The organism is Candidatus Halocynthiibacter alkanivorans, assembly GCF_003333265.1.
In the GTDB taxonomy this organism is placed as follows: Bacteria; Pseudomonadota; Alphaproteobacteria; order Rhodobacterales; family Rhodobacteraceae; genus Halocyntiibacter_A; species Halocyntiibacter_A alkanivorans.
In genome coordinates, this window is sequence record NZ_QOLB01000066.1 from 48,719 (window position 1) to 69,946 (window position 21,228).

General features: G+C 56.9%; 32 protein-coding genes. 5 read left to right on the top strand and 27 right to left on the bottom strand.

The window, feature by feature from the left end:
- Positions 1-186: 186 nt before the first annotated feature.
- From DWA01_RS06410 to parC, 27 genes are all read right to left on the bottom strand, one after another.
- A complete protein-coding gene (locus DWA01_RS06410; RefSeq protein WP_114285012.1) occupies positions 187-828 on the bottom strand; it encodes an adenylate kinase in 642 nt (213 codons plus the stop codon).
- Positions 825-2,186 (bottom strand): preprotein translocase subunit SecY, encoded by a 1,362-nt coding sequence (gene secY, locus DWA01_RS06415; RefSeq protein WP_114285013.1) that lies wholly within the window; start codon positions 2,184-2,186, stop codon positions 825-827. Before secY ends, DWA01_RS06410 begins: the two co-directional genes overlap by 4 nt.
- Before the next feature lie 104 nt (positions 2,187-2,290).
- Positions 2,291-2,758 (bottom strand): 50S ribosomal protein L15, encoded by a 468-nt coding sequence (gene rplO, locus DWA01_RS06420; protein WP_114285014.1) that lies wholly within the window; start codon positions 2,756-2,758, stop codon positions 2,291-2,293.
- 303 nt (positions 2,759-3,061) lie between these two features.
- A complete protein-coding gene (gene rpiB, locus DWA01_RS06425; RefSeq protein WP_114285015.1) occupies positions 3,062-3,511 on the bottom strand; it encodes a ribose 5-phosphate isomerase B in 450 nt (149 codons plus the stop codon).
- 315 nt (positions 3,512-3,826) lie between these two features.
- Positions 3,827-4,015: a 50S ribosomal protein L30 gene (rpmD, locus tag DWA01_RS06430; protein WP_114285016.1), complete on the bottom strand. Its 189-nt coding sequence runs from the start codon at positions 4,013-4,015 to the stop codon at positions 3,827-3,829.
- Between the two features lie 12 nt (positions 4,016-4,027).
- Complete coding sequence (rpsE, locus tag DWA01_RS06435) at positions 4,028-4,591, bottom strand: 30S ribosomal protein S5 (protein ID WP_114285017.1); 564 nt, start codon at positions 4,589-4,591, stop codon at positions 4,028-4,030.
- A gap of 12 nt (positions 4,592-4,603) precedes the next feature.
- On the bottom strand, positions 4,604-4,963 hold the full coding sequence (rplR, locus tag DWA01_RS06440; protein ID WP_114285018.1) for a 50S ribosomal protein L18: 360 nt from the start codon (positions 4,961-4,963) through the stop codon (positions 4,604-4,606).
- Positions 4,964-4,974: 11 nt separating this feature from the next.
- Positions 4,975-5,508 carry a 50S ribosomal protein L6 gene (gene rplF / locus DWA01_RS06445; protein ID WP_114285019.1) on the bottom strand — a complete coding sequence of 178 codons (534 nt, stop codon included), beginning with the start codon at positions 5,506-5,508 and terminating at the stop codon, positions 4,975-4,977.
- Between the two features lie 11 nt (positions 5,509-5,519).
- Entirely contained in the window at positions 5,520-5,912 is a 393-nt protein-coding gene (rpsH, locus tag DWA01_RS06450; protein WP_114285020.1) for a 30S ribosomal protein S8, read from the bottom strand.
- 14 nt (positions 5,913-5,926) lie between these two features.
- Positions 5,927-6,232, bottom strand: a complete 306-nt coding sequence (gene rpsN, locus DWA01_RS06455) for a 30S ribosomal protein S14 (RefSeq protein WP_114285021.1) — start codon at positions 6,230-6,232, stop codon at positions 5,927-5,929.
- A gap of 20 nt (positions 6,233-6,252) precedes the next feature.
- The gene (gene rplE, locus DWA01_RS06460) at positions 6,253-6,816 is read right to left on the bottom strand and encodes a 50S ribosomal protein L5 (protein ID WP_114285022.1); all 564 of its coding nucleotides are present in this window, start codon (positions 6,814-6,816) and stop codon (positions 6,253-6,255) included.
- Positions 6,816-7,121 carry a 50S ribosomal protein L24 gene (gene rplX, locus DWA01_RS06465; RefSeq protein ID WP_114285023.1) on the bottom strand — a complete coding sequence of 102 codons (306 nt, stop codon included), beginning with the start codon at positions 7,119-7,121 and terminating at the stop codon, positions 6,816-6,818. Before rplX ends, rplE begins: the two co-directional genes overlap by 1 nt.
- A gap of 1 nt (position 7,122) precedes the next feature.
- Entirely contained in the window at positions 7,123-7,491 is a 369-nt protein-coding gene (gene rplN / locus DWA01_RS06470; RefSeq protein WP_114285024.1) for a 50S ribosomal protein L14, read from the bottom strand.
- An 81-nt stretch (positions 7,492-7,572) separates the two neighbouring features.
- Complete coding sequence (rpsQ, locus tag DWA01_RS06475; protein WP_114285025.1) at positions 7,573-7,803, bottom strand: 30S ribosomal protein S17; 231 nt, start codon at positions 7,801-7,803, stop codon at positions 7,573-7,575.
- A gap of 14 nt (positions 7,804-7,817) precedes the next feature.
- Complete coding sequence (gene rpmC, locus DWA01_RS06480) at positions 7,818-8,018, bottom strand: 50S ribosomal protein L29 (RefSeq protein ID WP_114285026.1); 201 nt, start codon at positions 8,016-8,018, stop codon at positions 7,818-7,820.
- A gap of 100 nt (positions 8,019-8,118) precedes the next feature.
- Positions 8,119-8,532: a 50S ribosomal protein L16 gene (gene rplP, locus DWA01_RS06485; protein ID WP_114285027.1), complete on the bottom strand. Its 414-nt coding sequence runs from the start codon at positions 8,530-8,532 to the stop codon at positions 8,119-8,121.
- Positions 8,533-8,545: 13 nt separating this feature from the next.
- Positions 8,546-9,253: a 30S ribosomal protein S3 gene (gene rpsC / locus DWA01_RS06490; protein ID WP_114285028.1), complete on the bottom strand. Its 708-nt coding sequence runs from the start codon at positions 9,251-9,253 to the stop codon at positions 8,546-8,548.
- Positions 9,253-9,633, bottom strand: coding sequence for a 50S ribosomal protein L22 (gene rplV, locus DWA01_RS06495; protein WP_114285029.1), 381 nt, complete (start codon positions 9,631-9,633; stop codon positions 9,253-9,255). Before rplV ends, rpsC begins: the two co-directional genes overlap by 1 nt.
- A gap of 3 nt (positions 9,634-9,636) precedes the next feature.
- Entirely contained in the window at positions 9,637-9,915 is a 279-nt protein-coding gene (gene rpsS / locus DWA01_RS06500) for a 30S ribosomal protein S19 (protein WP_114285030.1), read from the bottom strand.
- 3 nt (positions 9,916-9,918) lie between these two features.
- Complete coding sequence (gene rplB / locus DWA01_RS06505; RefSeq protein WP_114285031.1) at positions 9,919-10,761, bottom strand: 50S ribosomal protein L2; 843 nt, start codon at positions 10,759-10,761, stop codon at positions 9,919-9,921.
- A 163-nt stretch (positions 10,762-10,924) separates the two neighbouring features.
- A complete protein-coding gene (locus DWA01_RS06510; protein WP_114285032.1) occupies positions 10,925-11,221 on the bottom strand; it encodes a 50S ribosomal protein L23 in 297 nt (98 codons plus the stop codon).
- A complete protein-coding gene (gene rplD, locus DWA01_RS06515; RefSeq protein WP_114285033.1) occupies positions 11,218-11,838 on the bottom strand; it encodes a 50S ribosomal protein L4 in 621 nt (206 codons plus the stop codon). The genes DWA01_RS06510 and rplD overlap by 4 nt, the downstream gene beginning before the upstream one ends.
- Complete coding sequence (gene rplC, locus DWA01_RS06520; protein WP_114285034.1) at positions 11,835-12,560, bottom strand: 50S ribosomal protein L3; 726 nt, start codon at positions 12,558-12,560, stop codon at positions 11,835-11,837. Before rplC ends, rplD begins: the two co-directional genes overlap by 4 nt.
- Before the next feature lie 12 nt (positions 12,561-12,572).
- Positions 12,573-12,881, bottom strand: coding sequence for a 30S ribosomal protein S10 (gene rpsJ / locus DWA01_RS06525; RefSeq protein ID WP_114285035.1), 309 nt, complete (start codon positions 12,879-12,881; stop codon positions 12,573-12,575).
- 128 nt (positions 12,882-13,009) lie between these two features.
- Positions 13,010-14,188, bottom strand: a complete 1,179-nt coding sequence (tuf, locus tag DWA01_RS06530; RefSeq protein ID WP_114285036.1) for an elongation factor Tu — start codon at positions 14,186-14,188, stop codon at positions 13,010-13,012.
- A 93-nt stretch (positions 14,189-14,281) separates the two neighbouring features.
- Positions 14,282-14,908: a hypothetical protein gene (locus DWA01_RS06535; RefSeq protein ID WP_114285037.1), complete on the bottom strand. Its 627-nt coding sequence runs from the start codon at positions 14,906-14,908 to the stop codon at positions 14,282-14,284.
- An 89-nt stretch (positions 14,909-14,997) separates the two neighbouring features.
- Positions 14,998-17,259, bottom strand: a complete 2,262-nt coding sequence (parC, locus tag DWA01_RS06540) for a DNA topoisomerase IV subunit A (protein WP_114285038.1) — start codon at positions 17,257-17,259, stop codon at positions 14,998-15,000.
- A gap of 237 nt (positions 17,260-17,496) precedes the next feature.
- On the opposite strand from parC, the gene DWA01_RS06545 reads away from it, so the two are divergent.
- From DWA01_RS06545 to DWA01_RS06565, 5 genes are all read left to right on the top strand, one after another.
- A complete protein-coding gene (locus DWA01_RS06545; RefSeq protein ID WP_114285039.1) occupies positions 17,497-18,348 on the top strand; it encodes an SDR family oxidoreductase in 852 nt (283 codons plus the stop codon).
- A gap of 56 nt (positions 18,349-18,404) precedes the next feature.
- Positions 18,405-18,608 carry a twin transmembrane helix small protein gene (locus DWA01_RS06550; protein ID WP_114285040.1) on the top strand — a complete coding sequence of 68 codons (204 nt, stop codon included), beginning with the start codon at positions 18,405-18,407 and terminating at the stop codon, positions 18,606-18,608.
- Positions 18,609-18,613: 5 nt separating this feature from the next.
- Positions 18,614-19,186: a cob(I)yrinic acid a,c-diamide adenosyltransferase gene (locus DWA01_RS06555; RefSeq protein ID WP_114285041.1), complete on the top strand. Its 573-nt coding sequence runs from the start codon at positions 18,614-18,616 to the stop codon at positions 19,184-19,186.
- Positions 19,187-19,452: 266 nt separating this feature from the next.
- Complete coding sequence (locus DWA01_RS06560; RefSeq protein ID WP_114285042.1) at positions 19,453-20,211, top strand: electron transfer flavoprotein subunit beta/FixA family protein; 759 nt, start codon at positions 19,453-19,455, stop codon at positions 20,209-20,211.
- Positions 20,211-21,131: an electron transfer flavoprotein subunit alpha/FixB family protein gene (locus tag DWA01_RS06565; protein WP_114285043.1), complete on the top strand. Its 921-nt coding sequence runs from the start codon at positions 20,211-20,213 to the stop codon at positions 21,129-21,131. Before DWA01_RS06560 ends, DWA01_RS06565 begins: the two co-directional genes overlap by 1 nt.
- Positions 21,132-21,228 lie beyond the last annotated feature (97 nt).

The window sequence follows — 21,228 nt, forward strand, 5'->3', positions numbered from 1 at the left end:
CTTTCGTTGCGATTCCGTAGTTCCGGAACCTTTTTTCACAACGCAGGCCCGAAGGAATTTCCTACGGGCCGTAGCTGAATTCAATGAAGTGGATTTTGCGAGGTGCGACCCCACTTTATCCGATTCCCCAGAGGGGATGTGTTGCATTACGGAGATATCCCAGCCCCGTCAAGGGGCCGGGCAAATTTAGCGTAAAGCGAGCTTGATTGACTTGGCGACATCTTCGATATCCGCCAGCCCGTTGACCGGGGTCAGATCACCTTTGGCATAATAATAGCCGATCAGCGGTGAGGTCTTTTTGTAATATTCCATCAGCCGGGTTTTCAGCGCATCCGCATTGTCATCGGCACGGCGCTTCATGTCGGTGCCGCCGCAATTGTCGCAGACACCGTCAACAGCGGAGGGGCGGGTCTCGTCGTGATAGACCTCGCCGCACGTGCCACAGGTGTAGCGACCGGAGATCCGCTTGACCAAAGCCGCATCATCGACGCGCATCTCAATCACCGCATCCAGCGTCGCCCCGTTGCGCGACAGCAGCTCGGCCAGGGCATCCGCCTGAGCCAGGGTGCGGGGAAAACCGTCAAAGATAAAACCAGCGCCGGTATCGGAACGGATTTTCTCGTCGATCAGACCGATGACGATCTCGTCCGTCACCAATTCCCCGGCGTCCATGACGGCCGCCACTTTGAGCCCCATTTCAGTGCCGCTTGATTTGGCCTCTCGCAGCATGTCGCCGGTCGAGAGCTGGATCATGCCCAGCTCTTCAACCAACCGGCGTGCCTGAGTGCCTTTGCCGGCGCCAGGTGGGCCGAGAAGGATAATATTCATTTTCTGCCCGCCCCTTTTTTGCCGCGCTTCTTGCCTTTGCCCCGCAATTGTGACTTCTCGATCAGCCCTTCATACTGGTGGGCCAGCAAATGTGACTGAACCTGCTGGATGGTATCCATAGTCACAGACACAACGATCAGCACCGATGTCCCGCCAAAGTAGAACGGGATCGCAAACTGGGACCGCAGGATCTCAGGCAGCAGCGCAACCGCGGCCAGGTAAGCGGAGCCGATCACCAGGATCCGTGCCACAACGTAGTCGAGATATTCTTCGGTCTTCTTGCCAGGACGGATGCCCGGAACAAAACCGTTCTGATTCTTCAGATTCTGCGCCACGTCTTCAGTTTTGAACGCCACATTCGCGGTATAGAAATAGGCGAAGAAGACGATCATCACAGTGAAGAACAGCAGGTACAGCGGCTGGCCGGGCCCAAAGTAGGCCAGGATAGTCGACAGCACCGGACCAGTGTCAGAACCAGAGAACGTCGCCAGCGTGGTCGGCAGCAAGAGCAGTGAGCTGGCGAAAATCGCAGGGATCACACCGGCAGGGTTCACTTTGATCGGCAGATGGCTGGAGCCGGCGTCATAGACTTTCATGCCCACCTGACGGCGCGGGTACTGGATATGGATCTTGCGCAGCGCGCGCTCCATAAAGACCACAAACCCTATCACCCCGACCACCATTACAAGTACCAGGATAATCACCACAGGGCTGATCGCACCAGAACGGCCAGAGGCCAGGAACTGCGCCAGAGCGCTGGGAATTTCAGCAACGATGCCAACAAAGATGATCAGCGAAATGCCGTTGCCGATACCGCGGGCGGTGATCTGCTCACCAAGCCACATCAGGAACATGGTGCCGCCAACGAGCGTCACAACAGTCGCAGCGCGGAAATACCAGCCAGGATCGGCCACAAGATCGCCGGCTTCGAGGCTGACCGCCAGACCGTAGGCCTGGAACATCGCCAGGAACACCGTACCAAAGCGGGTGTACTGGTTGATCTTCTTGCGGCCCTGCTCGCCTTCTTTTTTCAGCTGTTCCAGCTTGGGAACCATCGCCGTCATCAGCTGAACGATAATAGAGGCCGAAATATAGGGCATGATGCCAAGCGCAAAGATGCCCATGCGACCAAGTGCACCGCCGGTGAACATCGACAGGATGCCGCCAATGCCACTGGACGCCTGTTGCATAAATTCGCGCAACGCACCTGCATCAATACCAGGAACCGGGAGATAAGTCCCCAGACGGTAAACGATCAAAAGTCCGATGGTGAAAAAAATTCGCTGACGAAGTTCTGTGGCTTTCCCGAGGGTGCCCCAGCTCATATTCGCCGCCATTTGTTCCGCTGCTGAAGCCATTCGCAGTCTCTTTCATATAAAAAACGCCGCCGTACGGTTTCCCGACGGCGGCATTTGGAAAACTAGAAGAAGATGTAAGGGGCCGGAGCCGCTCTCACAAGTCCTTATTCTGCCGCAGCCGCCACAGAAAGCGAACCGCCGGCTTTTGCAACAGCTTCAACAGCCGATTTGGAAGCGCCGGTGACGTTCAGTGTCAGCTTGGATGTGACTTCACCTTTGGAGAGAACACGCACACCGTCCAGCTTGCGGCGGATAACACCGGAAGCGACCAGCACGTCTTCGTTGATCTCTGCAGATGCGTCGATTTTGCCGGCTTCAACGAATTTCTGGATCAGACCCAGGTTGATAACAGCATATTTCTTCCGGTTTGGTTTGGTGAAACCACGTTTTGGAAGACGCTGGTACAAAGGCATTTGACCGCCTTCAAACCCTTTGATCGCCACACCCGAACGGGATTTCTGACCTTTGATACCACGGCCACCCATTTTACCGGTGCCGGACCCAGGACCACGGCCAACGCGTTTGCGGGATTTTGTTGCACCTGGGTTGTCGTGCAGTTCATTCAATTTCATGTCGCTACTCCTTTGCCGGAACTGACCCCCAGCGACGGAAGATCAAACACGGCTTTTGCATATTGATTCTGTGCCCCCAAAAGGCCACTGGCTGCGTATAGACGCGTTGCAGCGCAGGATCAAGGGTGTTGGGTGAGGCCTGAGCAGGCGCACTGATAACGAAGCCTGGTTCAGGACTCATGAACGGCGATGATCCGCGCAGGGGTCAGGTGATGGTTGGGGATCGGGCAACTCACAAATTACCCGTGATCATGGCTCTTTCGGGTTAAAGAGATACCGCCAGAGCAGCCCCGATGAGCAGTTCTACCCTTCCAGCGCGTTGATCATCTCCACCCGCATGGCGTGCCGGCCGCCCTCGAACTCGGCATTCAAAAACCCGTCCACGATCTCAAGCGCCAGACCTTCGCCGATCACGCGGGCGCCCAACGCCAGCATGTTGGCATCGTTGTGCTGGCGGATCATGCCGGCCGAGAATGCATCGGCACAGACGCCGCAGCGGATGCCTTTTATCTTGTTCGCCGCCATCATGATGCCCTGGCCTGTGCCGCACAGAATGATGCCCAGCCGGCAATCGCCGGTCGCGACTCGCCGCGCCGCCGCTTCGCCATGCTTGGGGTAATGTGTGCTTTCAGGTGATGTGGGCCCGATATCGACCACTTCCCAGCCCCGCGCCGCAATATGATCGGCAATCACCTGTCGAAGCGGGATCGCGGCATGGTCGCTGGAAAGAACGATGCGGTTGTTGGCTGTCATTGAGACGTTGTCCTGTAACTCGAGGAAATCGGGCTGTTGGGCCGGGTAGTCCCGTGAAAACCCGACTGTTGAATCGGCATTATCATATCAAACTGGGAGGAGCTACGCAAAGTGCACCGCACGTTATGTTTCTGAGACCGCGTGCTACGGCTGCTCTCCGACAGGACTTGCCTTGCCCCCTGCCCTGTCTGAGCGTGGCAGCCAGCCTGGCCACCGCCGACACCTCGCTCACAGTAAACAGCCAAACATAGAAAAAACGCCCCACATTGCTGCGGGGCGCCTTTATGTCTGCATCAGGTCGGGTTGCCCCGGGCCTTAACCGCGTTCTTCGACGATCTCTACCATGTGAGAGATCTTGCGGATCATGCCGCGAACGGAAGGCGTATCTTCCAGTTCCCGTACACGATGCATTTTGTTCAGACCCAGGCCGATCAGCGTAGCGCGCTGGTCCTGTGGGCGGCGGATCGGAGAACCGATCTGTTTGACGACGATGGTTTTTGCCATGATGACGTCTCCTTATGCTTCAGCCGCAACGTCGACATCGGCTTCAGGCTTACGCAGAATATCTGCAACCTTCTTACCGCGACGCTGTGCCACCGAACGGGGGCTGGCTTCTTTTTTCAGACCGTCGAGAGTGGCCCGGATCATGTTGTAGGGGTTCTGCGAGCCAAGCGACTTCGCAACAACGTCCTGGATACCGAGCATCTCGAATACCGCACGCATCGGACCACCGGCGATGATACCAGTACCCTGTGGGGCAGTACGCATGACCACTTTACCAGCGCCGTGACGGCCCTCGATATCGTGGTGCAGTGTACGACCTTCACGCAGAGGTACGCGGATCATCTGACGTTTTGCCTGCTCGGTGGCTTTGCGAATGGCCTCAGGGACCTCTTTCGCTTTGCCTTTACCGAAGCCGACACGGCCCTTCTGATCGCCGACAACCACCAGAGCAGCAAAGCCAAAGCGCTTACCACCCTTAACGGTTTTCGACACACGGTTGATCGCTACGAGACGATCGGCGAATTCCGGGGTTTCGTCGCGATCGCGACGGTCCCGGCGTTTGTCTTCTCTTGCCATTCTATCGTCTCCTTAGAACTTCAGGCCGCCTTCACGCGCAGCGTTGGCCAAGGCCTTCACTTTGCCGTGAAAGAGGAAGCCACCCCGGTCGAAGTAGCACTCTTCGACGCCGGCTTTTTTCGCACGTTCCGCAATCGCAGCACCAATTTTGGTGGCTGCATCGACGTTGTTCTTGCCGACTACGCCCAGATCTTTCTCCAGTGTGGAGGCAGATGCGAGTGTAACGCCATTCACGTCGTCGATCAGCTGAACGCTGATGTTCTTGTTTGAACGGTGTACAGAGAGACGGGCACGCCCATCCGCTGTTTTCCGCAGTTTGTTCCGCACGCGCAGACGACGCTTGAGGAACAGGTCTCTTTTGCTGTTTGCCATCTTGGTCGTCCTTACTTCTTCTTGCCTTCCTTACGGAAGATATACTCGCCTTTGTACGCAATGCCTTTGCCTTTGTAGGGCTCTGGTTTGCGCCATTCGCGGATGTTGGCCGCGACTTGTCCGACGAGCTGCGAATCAATGCCTTCAACGGCGATCTGAGTCGGTTTAGCAACCGTGATCGTGATCCCTTCAGGCACATCAAACAATACATCATGCGAGTAACCGAGAGCCAGTTTCAGGACGGAGCCCTGAAGCGCAGCACGATAACCAACACCTGTAATCACAAGCTCTTTCTTGAAACCGACGGTGACGCCGGTCACAAGGTTCTGAATGCAGGTACGGGACATGCCCCACTGCTGACGAGCACGCTTTGACGAACCACGAGGTGTGATCGACACAGCATTGTCTTCAACCGAGAGTGTTACGTCGTCGGTCGCTTTGAAGCTCAGAACCCCTTTGGGACCCTTAACTTCGATGGCCTGGCCGGACACAGATGCGGAAACACCTGCGGGCAGCTCGACCGGTTTCTTACCAATACGAGACATTACAGACCTCCTTAGAAGACGGTGCAGAGCACTTCGCCGCCAACATTGGCTGCGCGTGCGCTTGCGTCCGACATCACACCTTTAGGTGTAGAGACAATCGACACACCCAGGCCCTGACGGACCGACGGGATGTCTTTGACGCCCATGTAAACACGACGACCAGGGGTGGAGACCCGCTTGACTTCGCGAATGACAGGAGTGCCTTCGTAATATTTGAGGCTGATTTCAAGAGCCGGATGTCCGTTGACATCGGTCTTGGCTTCATAGCCGCGGATGTAGCCTTCGTCCTTGAGGACATCCAGAACCCAGGCACGAAGCTTGGACGCAGGAGTCATCACTGTGGACTTGCCACGCATCTGCGAGTTGCGGATACGTGTGAGCATATCACCGAGAGGATCGTTCATTCTCTATACCCTCCTTACCAGCTCGACTTGACCATACCAGGGATCAGGCCATTAGAGCCCAGTTCCCGCAGCATGATCCGCGAAACTTTAAGCTTACGATAGTAAGCGTGTGGACGACCGGTAAGCTGACAACGATTGTGCAGCCGGGTCGCAGATGAATTGCGCGGCAGTTTCGCCAGTTTCAGATGCGCTTTAAAACGCTCTTCCATTGGCTTGTCTTTGTCGTTTGCGATTTCTTTCAGCGCAGCACGTTTAGTAGCAAACTTTGCCACCAGTTGCTGACGCTTCACTTCGCGCGCGACCATGGATTTCTTAGCCATATCTAATTTTCCTCCCGCGATCAGCTAGTGAAAGGCATGTTGAAACCAGTCAACAGCGCTTTCGCTTCCGCGTCGGTCTTCGCGGTGGTGGCAATAACAATGTCCATGCCCCAGTTTTCATCAACTTTATCAAAGTCGATTTCTGGGAATACAAGGTGCTCTTTAACACCCATGGCATAGTTGCCACGGCCATCAAAGCTCTTTGCCGATATGCCGCGGAAGTCGCGGATACGGGGCATTGCAACTGTGATCAGACGGTCGAGAAACTCGTACATCCGCTCGCCACGCAGGGTCACTTTGGTCCCCAGAGGCATTTCTTCACGGACGCGGAAACCAGCGATCGATTTCTTGGCCTTGTTCACAACGGCCAGCTGGCCGGCGATCAGGGTCAGGTCTTGCTGAGCTGATTTCACTTTTTTGGAGTCACGAACAGCCGCGGCGCCACAACCAATGTTCAGAACAATTTTGTCCAGACGTGGGATCTGCATGTCGTTTTTGTAGGAAAACTCTTCCTTCATCGCGGCGCGGATCACGTCTTTGTAAACTGTCTTCAGACGGGGGGTGTAATTTGCAGTATCGAGCATCAGATCACGTCTCCCGTGGTCTTGGCGAAGCGTACCTTTTTGTCGTCTTCCATACGGAAGCCAACACGGGTTGCTTTACCATTGGCGTCGAGCAGTGACAGGTTCGACAGCGCGATAGGCATCGCGGTTGGCACACGGCCGCCCTGCGAGTCCTGCGACTGACGCTGGTGACGGATGGCGACGTTGACGCCTTCCACAACTGCTTTACCGGCAGAAGGGTTCACAGAGGTGATTTCACCCTGTTTGCCTTTGTCTTTGCCGGTGAGCACGACGATTTTATCGCCTTTTTTCAACTTAGCAGCCATCTTACAGCACCTCCGGTGCGAGCGAGATGATCTTCATAAAGTTTTTCGCGCGCAGTTCACGAACAACCGGGCCAAAGATACGGGTACCTACCGGCTCGTTGTTGTTGTTCAGGATCACAGCAGCGTTGCTGTCAAACTTGATTGCGGTGCCGTCTGGACGACGGACTTGTTTTGCAGTGCGTACGACGACGGCCTTACGGACGTCCCCTTTTTTTACGCGACCGCGTGGAATGGCTTCCTTTACCGAGACGACAATGATGTCGCCTACGGATGCGTATCTACGCTTGGAACCACCCAGAACCTTAATGCACTGAACCCGGCGAGCGCCGGAGTTGTCAGCCACATCGAGATTGGTCTGCATCTGGATCATGCGGTTTCTCCCGACCTGTGGGGCGTCTGCATTTGCAAGACGAAAGCCCCAGGGTTTCGATCAAACCGGAAAATGCTCACCTTAGTTGGTGAGAACTTCCCAGCGTTTCGTCTTCGACTTTGGTGCACATTCCTGGATACGGACCAGGTCACCAATTTTGAAGGCGTTCTGTTCATCGTGAGCCCGGTATTTTTTGGACTTACGGATGGTTTTCTTCAGAACCGGATGTGTGAAACGGCGTTCAACGGACACGGTAATGGTTTGTTCGTTGGCGTCGCTGGTCACGGTGCCATTCAGAATACGTTTGGGCATACTTTCAGGCTCCTTTATTCAGCTGCTGCTGCAGCTTTTTGGTTCAGCACTGTTTTCACACGTGCAGCGTCACGGCGGACGTTGCGCATCTGAGCAGTGTTCTCGAGTTGGCCAGTGGCCTGCTGGAAGCGCAGGTTAAAGGCCTCTTTTTTCAGACCAGCCAGCGCCTCACGGAGCTGATCAGGGGTCTTGTCGTTCAATTCCTGGACGTTCATCGCCAGATCCTTTCAATCACCAGAAGGCCCCAGAGGTCACCTTTTGCCTGGTGGGTTAACAAGTCTGACCCCCGGCAAACTGCCGGGGGTCAGGTAATTCTTACCAGTCTTCGCGAACGACGGTGCGGGTCTTCACCGGCAATTTCATCGCTGCCAGACGGAGCGCTTCCCTTGCCACAGATTCGGACACGCCGTCAATCTCAAACATGATGCGGCCAGGTTTTACTTTGGCTGCCCAGAAATCGACGGACCCTTTACCTTTACCCATCCGGACTTCGGTTGGCTTCGAGGTGACAGGTACATCCGGGAAAATCCGGATCCAGACACGACCCTGACGTTTCATGTGACGGGTCATCGCGCGGCGAGCCGCCTCAATCTGACGTGCGGTTACACGTTCCGGCTGGGTGGCCTTAAGACCATAAGTGCCGAAGTTCAGATCCGAACCGCCTTTAGCAAGGCCGCGGATGCTGCCCTTAAACTGCTTGCGGAATTTTGTACGCTTTGGCTGAAGCATTTGTCAGGTCTCCTTAGCGACGGCCGCCGGCGCCACGGGGCGCGGGACCTTCCTGGAGCTCAGCTTGGCGACGCTCACGAGCAGACGGATCGTGCTCCATGATTTCACCTTTGAAGATCCAGACTTTGATACCAATGATGCCGTAAGGCGTCATAGCTTCGGCGTGAGCATAGTCGATGTCCGCACGCAGAGTGTGCAGCGGCACGCGACCTTCACGGTACCATTCGGTACGCGCGATCTCAGCCCCACCCAGACGACCAGCGACGTTGACGCGGATACCGAGGGCACCCATACGCATTGCGTTCTGTACGGCGCGCTTCATAGCACGACGGAAAGACACACGACGCTCAAGCTGCTGTGCGATGGATTCAGCCACCAGGGGCGCGTCCATCTCAGGCTTGCGCACTTCAACGATGTTGAGGTGCAGTTCGCTTGCTGTCATCGTGGCAATTTTCTTGCGCAGAGTTTCGATGTCTGCGCCTTTTTTACCAATGATAACACCAGGGCGTGCAGTGTGGATCGTAACGCGGCACTTTTTGTGCGGACGTTCGATGATCACACGGCTGATGCCAGCCTGCTTACACTCGGTTTTGATGAATTCGCGGATGCGGATATCTTCCAGAAGAAGATCACCGAAATCTTTGCTTTCAGCATACCAACGGCTGTCCCAGGTACGGTTGACCTGAAGACGCATGCCGATAGGATTGACTTTCTGACCCATTAGGCTTGCTCCTCAATCTGACGCACCAGGATAGTGAGTTCTGCGAACGGCTTCAGAATTTTGCCGAACCGGCCACGAGCCCGCGGACGACCGCGTTTCATGGTCAGGTTTTTACCCACATAGGCTTCGGCAACGATCAGCTCGTCAACGTCCAGGTTGTGGTTGTTCTCAGCATTAGCGATTGCAGACTGAAGGCATTTCTTCACGTCAGCAGCGATCCGCTTGTTGGAGAAAGTCAGATCGGTCAGAGCCCGGTCAACTTTCTTGCCACGGATCATCTGAGCCACGAGATTCAGTTTCTGCGGGCTCGTACGAAGCATTTTGGATTTCGCCATTGCTTCGTTGTCAGCCACGCGGCGGGGATTTTTATCCTTGCTCATGGCTTACTTCCGCTTCGCTTTTTTGTCAGCAGCGTGACCATAATAGGTGCGGGTCGGCGAATACTCACCAAACTTCTGACCAATCATGTCTTCTGTGACGTTTACAGGAATGTGCTTCCGGCCGTTGTACACACCAAAAGTCAGACCCACGAACTGGGGCAGGATGGTGGAACGACGGGACCAGATCTTGATCACATCATGACGACCCGCGTCGCGGGCAGCTTCAGCCTTCTTGAGGACATAAGAGTCAACAAAAGGACCTTTCCATACAGAACGTGCCATGTGTTAACGGCCCTTCTTCTTGGCGTGACGCGAGCGGATGATAAGCTTGCTGGACGCCTTTTTCTTGTTGCGGGTTTTCGCACCTTTGGTGGGCTTGCCCCATGGTGTCACTGGGTGACGACCACCGGATGTCCGGCCTTCACCACCACCGTGGGGGTGATCAACCGGGTTCATAACAACACCACGTACGGACGGGCGGATGCCCTTGTGGCGGTTACGACCAGCTTTACCAAAGTTCTGGTTGCCGTTGTCAGGGTTGGACACGGCACCAACAGTGGCCATGCATTCCTGACGAACCAGGCGAAGTTCACCCGAGGACAGGCGGATCTGTGCGTAGCCACCGTCACGACCAACGAACTGAGCATAGGTACCAGCGGCACGTGCGATCTGGCCGCCCTTGCCCTGCTTAAGCTCAACGTTGTGTACGATAGTACCGATCGGCATGCCCGAGAATGGCATCGCATTGCCCGGTTTTACGTCGGTTTTGGCGCTGGCGATAACTTTGTCGCCGATTGCCAGACGCTGAGGAGCAAGGATGTAAGCCTGCTCACCGTCTTCGTATTTAACCAGGGCGATAAACGCGGTCCGGTTGGGGTCATATTCAATACGTTCTACGGTTGCGGCTACATCAAACTTGTTCCGTTTGAAGTCTACGATACGATAGAGACGCTTCGCCCCGCCGCCTTTGCGGCGCATCGTGATCCGTCCGGTGTTGTTCCGGCCGCCCTTTTTCGTCAGACCCTCTACGAGGGCCTTGACTGGACGTCCTTTCCAAAGCTCCGAACGGTCGATCAGAACCAGCCCACGCTGGCCTGGCGTCGTCGGTTTATACGACTTGAGTGCCATGCTTTCTGTCTTCCGTTTAGCTGTGCAGACCTGCTTGTTTGAAAGCAGTCTCCGCGGTGTAGCCCCCCGAAGGTGGCCAATGGTACAGGGCCCCTAAGGTCCCCGTCTCAAAATGCCCAAGGCCCCGGGGATACCCGGGGCCGAGGAGATTCGCCGTTTACTATCAGAGTCCGGTAGAGACGTCGATAGTGTTCCCTTCTTCGAGGGTGACATAGGCTTTTTTAACGTCTTTGCGTTTGCCCAGCATGCCCTTGAAGCGTTTTGCCTTACCTTTGGTGATGGAGGTGTTGACCGCCTTCACTTTTACACCAAAGAGGTTTTCAACCGCCTCTTTGATCATCGGTTTGTTGGCATCAATCGCCACTTCGAAAACAACCGCACCATTTTCAGATGCCATAGTTGCTTTTTCGGTGATGATTGGCTTGCGGATTACATCGTAATGTTCTGCCTTAGCGCTCATTTCAGTCGAGCCTCCAATGCTTCGAGACCCGCTTTGGTGAGCACCAGAGTGTCACGCTTGAGGATATCGTATACGTTTGCACCCATCGACGGAAGAATGTCGACGCCGCTCAGGTTGGCGGCAGCTGTTGCGAAGTTTTCATTCACATCAGAACCGTCGATGATCAGCACGCGCTTCCAGCCATTCTCTTTGACAGCTTTTGCCAGCACGGAGGTCTTGGCTTCGGCCAGAGTGGCTTCGTCCAGGATCACCAGATTGCCGGATGCCATTTTCGAGGACAGAGCATGTTTCAGGCCGAGAGCCCGGAACTTCTTTGTCAGATCATGGGCGTGGCTGCGCGGAGTCGGGCCTTTGTAGACACCACCACCGCGGAAGATCGGAGCCGAACGGGCACCGTGACGCGCGCCACCAGTACCTTTTTGACGATAGATCTTCTTGGTCGAGTAGCTGACCTCAGAGCGGGTCTTCACCTTGTGAGTACCGGCTTGCTTGCGCGCACGCTGCCAGCGGACCACACGGTGCAGAATGTCCGCACGGGCTTCCAGACCAAAGATGTCGTCAGCGAGTTCGATGGAGCCGGCTTTGCCAGCGTCCAGCTTGATTACATCAAGTTTCATTCTGCGCCTCCTTCAGCAGGTGCTTCAGCAACCGCTTCAACTTTGGCCGATTTCAGACCCGCAGGCAGAACCACGTTCTCAGGAACGGGTTTTTTCACTGCGTCTTTGATGGTGACCCAACCGCCACGGGAACCGGGAACGGCGCCTTTGACCATAACCAGACCACGCTCAGCGTCAGTCTTGATTACTTGCAGGTTCTGTGTGGTTACACGGGCAGAACCCATGTGACCGGCCATTTTCTTGCCTTTGAAAACCTTACCGGGATCCTGACACTGACCTGTAGAACCGTGCGAACGGTGGCTGACCGACACACCGTGTGTGGCGCGCAGACCTTTGAAGTTGTGACGCTTCATCGCACCGGCAAAACCTTTACCGATGGATGTGCCGGACACATCCACAAACTGACCTTCGAAATAATGGTCAGCAGTGATTTCTTCACCAACACCAATCAGATTATCTGCATCCACGCGGAATTCTGCAATCTTGCGCTTGGGCGCAACATTAGCAGCGGCAAAGTGGCCGCGCATGGCTTTAGAAGTCCGTTTAGCTTTCGCGTTGCCTGCACCCAGCTGAACAGCCGAGTAGCCGTCTTTGTCAGCTGTACGCTGAGCAACGACCTGCAGGTTGTCGAGATGGAGCACGGTTACAGGGATCTGTTTGCCGTCTTCCATGAAAAGCCGGGTCATGCCGACTTTCTTTGCGATTACACCAGAGCGCAACATAGATAGCCCTCCTTAAACCTTGATCTCGACGTCAACACCGGCAGCCAGGTCGAGCTTCATCAGCGCGTCCACAGTCTGGGGAGTCGGGTCTACGATGTCGAGCAGACGCTTGTGCGTACGGATCTCGAACTGCTCGCGGGATTTTTTGTCGATGTGAGGGCCACGCAGAACCGTGAACTTCTCAATCTTGTTTGGCAGCGGGATAGGCCCACGAACGTGAGCACCGGTGCGTTTGGCTGTGTTAACGATTTCCTGAGTGCTGGCATCCAGTACACGGTAATCGAAAGCTTTCAGCCGGATGCGAATATTTTGTGACTTCATAGTCATTGCCTTTCGCGGCTAAGGTTGAGAGGTCGAATACGCACCATTGCGCACCCCACATCGAACCTTGAAATACTTGTAGGGTGGACTAACGCCCACCCTACGAAAAAACAACCAGAAACTTCTGATTATTCGATGATTTTGGACACAACGCCGGAACCGACGGTACGGCCACCTTCGCGGATCGCGAAGCGCAGTTTTTCTTCCATCGCAATCGGCGCGATCAGCTCAACGTTGAACTTCAGGTTGTCGCCAGGCATCACCATTTCGGTGCCTTCGGGCAGAACAACTGTGCCGGTGATGTCAGTTGTACGGAAGTAGAACTGGGGACGGTAGTTGGCGAAGAACGGCGTGTGACGGCCACCCTCGTCTTTGGTCAGAATATAGGCTTCTGCTTCAAACTTGGTGTGCGGCGTAACCGAACCAGGCTTACACAGGATCTGACCACGCTCAACACCTTCACGGTCCACACCGCGCAGCAGGGCGCCGATGTTGTCACCAGCTTCACCGCGGTCAAGCAGTTTGCGGAACATTTCAACACCGGTACAGGTGGTTTTGGACGTGTCACGGATACCAACGATTTCGATCTCGTCGCCCACGTTCACAACGCCACGCTCAACACGGCCGGTCACAACAGTACCGCGGCCGGAAATCGAGAATACATCCTCGATTGGCATCAGGAACGGCTCGTCGATCGCACGTGGTGGCTGTGGGATGAACTCGTCAACCGCTTTCATCAGCTCAGCAATTTTGTCTTTGCCGATGGCGTCGTCACGGTCTTCCAGCGCGGCAAGAGCCGAACCAGAAATCACAGGAATGTCGTCGCCGGGGTAGTCGTAGGACGACAGCAGCTCACGGATTTCCATTTCAACCAGCTCGAGCAGCTCGTCATCGTCAACCTGGTCCACTTTGTTCATGAACACGACCATGGCAGGGATACCCACCTGACGGCCGAGCAGGATGTGCTCGCGGGTCTGAGGCATCGGGCCGTCAGCTGCGTTCACAACCAGGATAGCGCCGTCCATCTGGGCCGCACCGGTGATCATGTTTTTCACATAGTCAGCGTGACCTGGGCAGTCAACGTGAGCGTAGTGACGGGCTTCAGTCTCATACTCAACATGCGCTGTTGAGATGGTGATGCCGCGTGCTTTTTCTTCGGGCGCCGCGTCGATTTCGTCATACGCTTTGAAGCTGTCCGAAAACTGCTTGGTGATCGCTGCGGTCAGCGTGGTTTTACCGTGGTCAACATGGCCGATGGTGCCAATGTTGCAATGCGGTTTGTTACGCTCAAACTTTTCCTTAGCCATGACGAGGCGCCTTTTTTCAGAGTGGGGGACCGGAACTGGTCCTGATTCAACATCGCGCGCTCGTTAGCCTGGAAACCAGGGCAAAATCAAGACTCAGTTGCCTTCAGGCTGCGTTTCTTCCGGTGCTTGTAACGCGGCCACACCTTCATCCTCTGATGGTGCCGGAATATCGGCCGGATCCATGCCAAACCAGGTGCCATTTTCCCGCAGGTAATCCTCGACTTTCGCCGCCAGATTTACCGACAGGATTTCCAGCTGTTTTTCCTTGGTGCGCATCAGACCCGAGCCGATCAGAAGCGTCTCCCCCGAAATGCCTTCAAAAGCGGTAATCAACTTGGGATCTGCGTTCAGCTTGCTGCGGCTGGCATCATCGAACACCGAGACCGAGACCGCCAGCACCGAGCGCGGTTTGAACAGCAGTGGCACCCCTGGCCCGGCCAGCGCATAGGCGTCGACATTCAGCCCGATATGATAGAGCTTTTCGCCCTCAAACGGTTTGAACCGTGCGTCCATCGCTTCCTGAATGGCCGTTTTGATCATCTCTTCGCTGGCATCCCGCGAAAAGGGGCCTTTTTGCATATTCTTGGTGATGACCACATTATAGCCAAAACGGAAATCCCCGAGTGGTTCAGGTGCCGGTTCCAGTTTCGCGTCAACGGCACAGGCGCTGAGTGTTGTCAGCAAAACAAGCGCCATTACGCCACGCATAAACTTAACCATCGGTATTCTCCTGATTTTCTGTTCCCGCAAGTCGTGACACAGCAAGGGCGTCCGCGCAACGCGCCCGGACGCCCCAAAATGCCGTTTGCTCAGTTAAAGCGGTTGTCGCGCGGAAATCCGCGTGGTGCCATGCGCCCGGTGCCGGCCCGTTTGCCCAGCCATTCGCCCAGCTCAGCCTCGCTGACGGTGCGGGTACGCCCGGCCGGGTCCTGCCAGCTCAGCCCCAGCTCCAGATCGAAGGTGCGCACATCAGACAGCCCGCCATCCTTGTATTTCTGCAACCGCACGCCTTTGCCCCGGCCCAGTTCCGGCAGCTCCTCGATCGGGAAGATCAGCACTTTGCGGTTCTCCCCAACGCAAGCCACATGATTGCCCGCCACTTTGGAACAGACCAGGGCTTTCACCTCGCCGCGCACGTTCAGCGCCTGTTTGCCGCTGCGGGTCTGCGCCAGCAATTCGGTTTCCGGCACGATAAACCCGTCCCCCGCAGTGGAGGCCAGCAGACGTTTGCCCGCCGGATCGTGAATGAACAGCGATATGATCTCGACCTCATTGGGCAAATCGACGATCAGGCGCACCGGTTCCCCCATGCCACGCCCGCCGGGCAGATTGGCGGTCAGGATGGTGTAGAACCGTCCATTGCTGCCCAGCAGCAACAGCTTGTCGGTGGTTTCAGCGTGGAACACATACATGCTCTCGTCGCCGTCTTTGAATTTCAGCGCCCCGTCCAGCGCGATATGGCCTTTCATGGCGCGGATCCAGCCCATTTTGGAACAGACCACTGTCACCGGTTCGCGCTCAATCATCGCCTCAAGCGGCACTTCTTCGACTTCAACCGCATCGGCAAACTGACTGCGACGCGCACTGCCGGCATAACCTTTGCCAAAGTCCTTTTTGGTCTGGCGCAGCTCTTCGCAAATCCGGTCCCACTGCAGCGCTTCACTGCCCAGCAGCTCAATCAACCCGCCGCGTTCTTCCAGCAGCGCATCGTGTTCGCGCTTCAGCTCCATCTCTTCCAGACGGCGCAGCGAACGCAGACGCATGTTCAGGATCGCTTCGGCCTGCACATCAGACAGGAACACCCCGCCGCCCCAGTCTTCCGCCATCATCACCGCTTTGGGCTCATCCTCGTTGCGGATGATCTCAATGATCCGGTCCAGATTGAGGAAAGCAATGATATAGCCCTTGAGCACCTCAAGCCGGTGGTCGATCTTCTCTAAACGGTGATTAGAACGGCGCTGCAACACGTCACGGCGATGGTCCAGAAAGGCGCGCAGCACCTCTTTGAGGCTACACACTTTTGGCGTGCGCCCGTCGATCAGCACGTTCATGTTCATCGAGAACCGCACTTCCAGATCGGAATAGCGGAACATCATGCTCATCAGCATATCCGGATCGACGTTCTTCGACTTGGGCTCCAGCACCAGCCGGATGTCCTCGGCAGATTCGTCGCGCACATCGCCCAGAATCGGGATCCTTTTATTCTGGATCAGCTCGGCGATCTTCTCAATAAGCCGTGATTTGGGCACCTGATAGGGGATCTCAGTGACCACCACCTGCCACTGACCACGGCCAAGATCTTCGATCTCGTATTTCGCCCGCAACCGGAACGAGCCACGCCCGGTGGCATAGGCTTTGGCCATCATCTCGCGCGGCTCGACAATGATGCCGCCGGTGGGGAAATCAGGCCCCTGCACGTAGTTGAGCAGCGTTTCGTCGCGTACATCAGGCGTTTTGACCATGTGCAGACAGGCGTCAATCAGCTCGGAAATATTATGCGGCGGGATATTGGTCGCCATGCCCACCGCAATGCCGGTTGACCCGTTGGCCAACAGGTTGGGGAACGCCGCCGGCAACACTACAGGTTCCGTCAGGGTGCCGTCGTAATTGTCGCGGAAATCAACCGCGTCCTCGTTCAGCCCGGTCAGCAAAGCCTCGGCCGCAACCGTCATGCGCGCCTCAGTATACCGCGCCGCCGCCGGGTTATCGCCGTCGATATTGCCAAAGTTACCCTGGCCATCCACCAGCGGGTAACGCACCGCGAAATCCTGCGCCAGACGCGCCATCGCGTCATAGATCGCCGCGTCCCCGTGCGGGTGATAGTTGCCCATCACGTCGCCGGAAATCTTGGCCGATTTACGAAAGCCGCCATTGGACGCCAGCTTCAGCTCGCGCATCGCATACAGAATGCGCCGGTGCACAGGTTTCAGCCCGTCACGCGCATCCGGCAACGCCCGGTGCATAATCGTGCTCAGCGCATATTGCAGATAACGCTCGCCAATCGCGCGGCGCAGCGGTTCGGCCACCTCGCCGGTGACCACCTCAGATTCGTCTGTCAGATTATCACTCATGCCCCGTTGATAGCGCCGCGACTGGCGGCGGTAAAGCGCCTCGGTCCGGATCGCGAAAATTCAGTGCGCGGTTGTTTTACGGCCACGGATGCCGCCCGGGTGACCCGCGCCAATCAACAGATCTGCTTGCAAACCGGGCCGCTATCCGCACACTCAGCGCAAACACAAAGGCCCAGGGCGGCATCAGGTATAAATCTGGGGACCCCGGCCAACGCACAGGCATATAAGGCAGAGCGCATGACCCAGGCAGACTATTCCGGCAAAAAATCCATTCTGATCACCGGCTGCTCCTCAGGCATCGGCTATGACGCGGCGCATACGCTGCACAAGCGCGGCTGGCGCGTCTTTGCCACCTGCCGTGCGGAACAAGATTGCGCCCGACTGCGCGGCGAAGGGCTGGAAAGCTTTCCGCTGGATTACGAATCGCCCGACAGTGTCAGCGCTGCGGTGGCTGAGACCCTTGAACGCACCGGCGGCACGCTTGATGCGCTGTTCAACAACGGCGCCTATGCCATTCCCGGCGCTGTCGAAGACCTGCCGCGTGAGGCTCTGCGCACCATCTTTGAAGCCAACCTGTTTGGTTGGCACGATCTGACCTGCCAGCTGATCCCGGCGATGCGCGCCCAGGGCCATGGCCGCATTGTGAACTGCTCCTCTGTGCTGGGCCTGGTGGCACTCAAATGGCGCGGCGCCTATAATTCCACCAAATTTGCCCTCGAAGGGCTGACCGACACGCTGCGGCTGGAAATGGCAGACACCAATATCCGGGTCTCGCTGATCGAACCCGGACCGATTACCACCGATTTCCGCAAAAACGCCGGCAAGCAGTTTAAAAAGTGGATCAACTGGCAAGATTCGGCGCGCGCGGATCTGTACCGTGATCGCCTGCTTAAACGGCTGAATGATGACAGCGGCGGCAAAGACCGCTTTGAACTGCCACCCTCGGCGGTCACCGACAAGCTGATCCACGCCATTGAGGCGCCCCGGCCACGCGCGCATTATTACGTCACCACCCCGACGTATATTGCCGCAGCCTTCAGAAGAGCCTTGCCCACCCGGGTGATTGACAAGATTATGGCGCGCAATTGATTGTCAGGACGCGCCAAACGGCTATATCCAGACTCAGATACTGAAAGGAGACGCAGATGTTTCAGGACCCGCTATTCATTCTGGTGATCATCGCCGCTTTGTCGGTTCTGGTGGTGCTGACCATCGGCATCGGCGGTTTTGCCCTCGGCGGTGAATTCAACCGCAAACACGGCAACCGCATGATGCGCTACCGCATTATTGCCCAATTCATCGCCATCGCGGCGGTGTTGCTGTTCATGTTTGTACGTTCAAAAGGCTGACGCGCATGGTGGTGCTCAACAAGATCTATACCAAAACCGGCGATGGGGGCGAAACCGCGCTTGGCAATGGCAGCCGTGTGGTCAAACATTCGGCCCGCGTCACCGCCTATGGCACCGTGGACGAGCTGAATGCCACGCTTGGCCTCGCCAGGCTGCATGCCAGCGACGGACCTGCCACTCAGCTGGCGGCGATTCAGAACGACCTGTTTGACCTCGGCGCGGATCTTTGCCGCCCGGATATGGATCAGGATGCCACGGCCGAATACCCGCCCCTGCGCATGGTGGACAGCCAGGTGGACCGGCTGGAACGCGAGATCGACGCCATGACAGCGGTGCTCGAACCGCTGCGCAGCTTTATCCTGCCCGGCGGCTCCGCACTGGCGGCTCATCTGCACCTGTGCCGCACCGTGGCACGGCGCGCGGAACGCCACACAGTGGAGCTCGCGGGCCAGGAGCCGGTCAACCCGGTGGCGGTCAAATATCTCAACCGGTTGTCTGACTGGTTCTTTGCCGCGTCGCGCATGGCCAATGACGAAGGGCGCGACGATGTGCTCTGGGTGCCCGGCGCCAACCGCTAAAGCCCCGACCGCGCGGACCTGCCCCGCCGAAAACTGACCCCGAGCGGCCCCACGCTGCCCGGTCATATTGCCGCAGCGCCCCTGCGCGCCGGTGTATTTTTCCGCACTGCGGCGACGATTATCCCACAACAGAGCTCAATACGTGACGTCCTCGCACCAACTGGTGTCGATTTTGCGCTATTTAATACGGTCATGAAGCGCTATCCATCTCCGTGAGAGCATGAATCGGCCAGAAAAGCGGCTGCAGATTAAGGGAGTATCCCCCAATGAAGGTCCTCGTACCTGTTAAGCGTGTGATTGATTATAACGTGAAAGTCCGTGTCAAAGCGGATGGTTCCGGTGTTGATCTCGCCAATGTCAAAATGTCGATGAACCCGTTTGACGAAATCGCCGTCGAAGAGGCGATCCGTCTGCGCGAAGCCGGCAAGGCTGACGAAGTTGTTGTGGTGTCAATTGGCGTCAAACAATGCCAGGAAACCCTGCGCACCGCGCTGGCCATGGGCGCCGACCGCGCCATCCTGATTGTTGCCGCTGACGATGTGCACCAGGACATCGAACCGCTTGCTGTTGCCAAACTGCTCAAAGGCGTGATCGACGAAGAGGCCCCCGGTCTCGTGCTCGCCGGCAAACAGGCGATCGACAACGACATGAACGCCACCGGTCAGATGCTGGCCGCGCTCACCGGCTGGGCCCAGGCCACCTTTGCCTCTGAGCTCTCTGTGGACGGCGACAGCGCCACCGTCACCCGCGAAATCGATGGCGGGTTGCAGACCATTAAAGTCAAACTGCCGGCCATCGTGACCGTGGATCTGCGTCTGAACGAGCCCCGTTATGCCTCCCTGCCCAACATCATGAAGGCCAAACGCAAACCGCTGGACCAGAAAACCGCTGCCGACTACGGCGTCGATGTTTCGCCGCGCCTCAGCGTGGTCTCCACCACCGAACCCGCCAGCCGCGCGGCAGGTATCATCGTCGGCTCCGTGGACGAGCTGGTCGCAAAACTCAAAGACGGGGGGCTGGTATAATGGCTGTTCTTCTTCTCGCAGAAGTCATCGACGGCGTGTTGTCCTTTGACGCCACCGCCAAAGCGGTCACCGCCGCCGCACCCCTTGGCGACATCACCGTGCTGGCCACTTCCGCCGCTGCCGGCGACGCCGCTGGCAAAATCGCCGGTGTGGCCAAAGTGCTGGTCGCCGATGACGCGCTCTACGCCCATGGTCTGGCCGAGCCTCTGTCCGATCTGATCGTCTCGCTCGCCGGCGACTATTCCCACATCGTTGCCCCGGCAACTGCGCTGGCGAAAAACACCCTGCCCCGGGTTGCCGCCCTGCTCGACGTGATGGTGATTTCTGATGTTGTCACCGTGATTGACGGCGATACGTTTGAACGTCCGATCTACGCCGGCAACGCCATTCAGACCGTCAAATCTACGGATGCGACCAAGGTTCTGACCCTGCGCACCGCCACCTTTGACGCCGCTGCTGAAACCGGTTCCGCCAGCGTAGAAGCGATCAGCGCCGCCGCCGATCCGGCCCTGTCGGAATGGGTTGAAGACAAGGTTGCCACTTCTGACCGTCCGGAACTGACTTCGGCCGGTATCGTGGTCTCCGGTGGCCGTGGCGTGGGCAGCGAAGAAGACTTCGCGCTGATCTCCGCCCTGGCTGACAAGCTCGGTGCCGCCGTTGGTGCCTCGCGCGCTGCGGTCGACTCCGGTTATGCACCCAACGACTGGCAGGTCGGTCAGACCGGCAAAGTCGTGGCGCCGGATCTTTACATCGCCGTGGGCATTTCCGGTGCCATCCAGCACCTCGCCGGCATGAAAGACTCCAAAGTCATCGTCGCGATCAACAAAGACGAAGAAGCACCAATCTTCCAGGTTGCGGACTTTGGCCTTGTTGGCGATCTGTTTGAAGTGCTGCCCGAGCTCACCGAAAAACTCGGCTGATCTCTGCTCCACAGCACTACAATGCAAAAGGCCCGCCACTCCGGCGGGCCTTTTTGTATTTGCATCACACGGCAGCGGCCTGAGCCGCCGCCCGCCC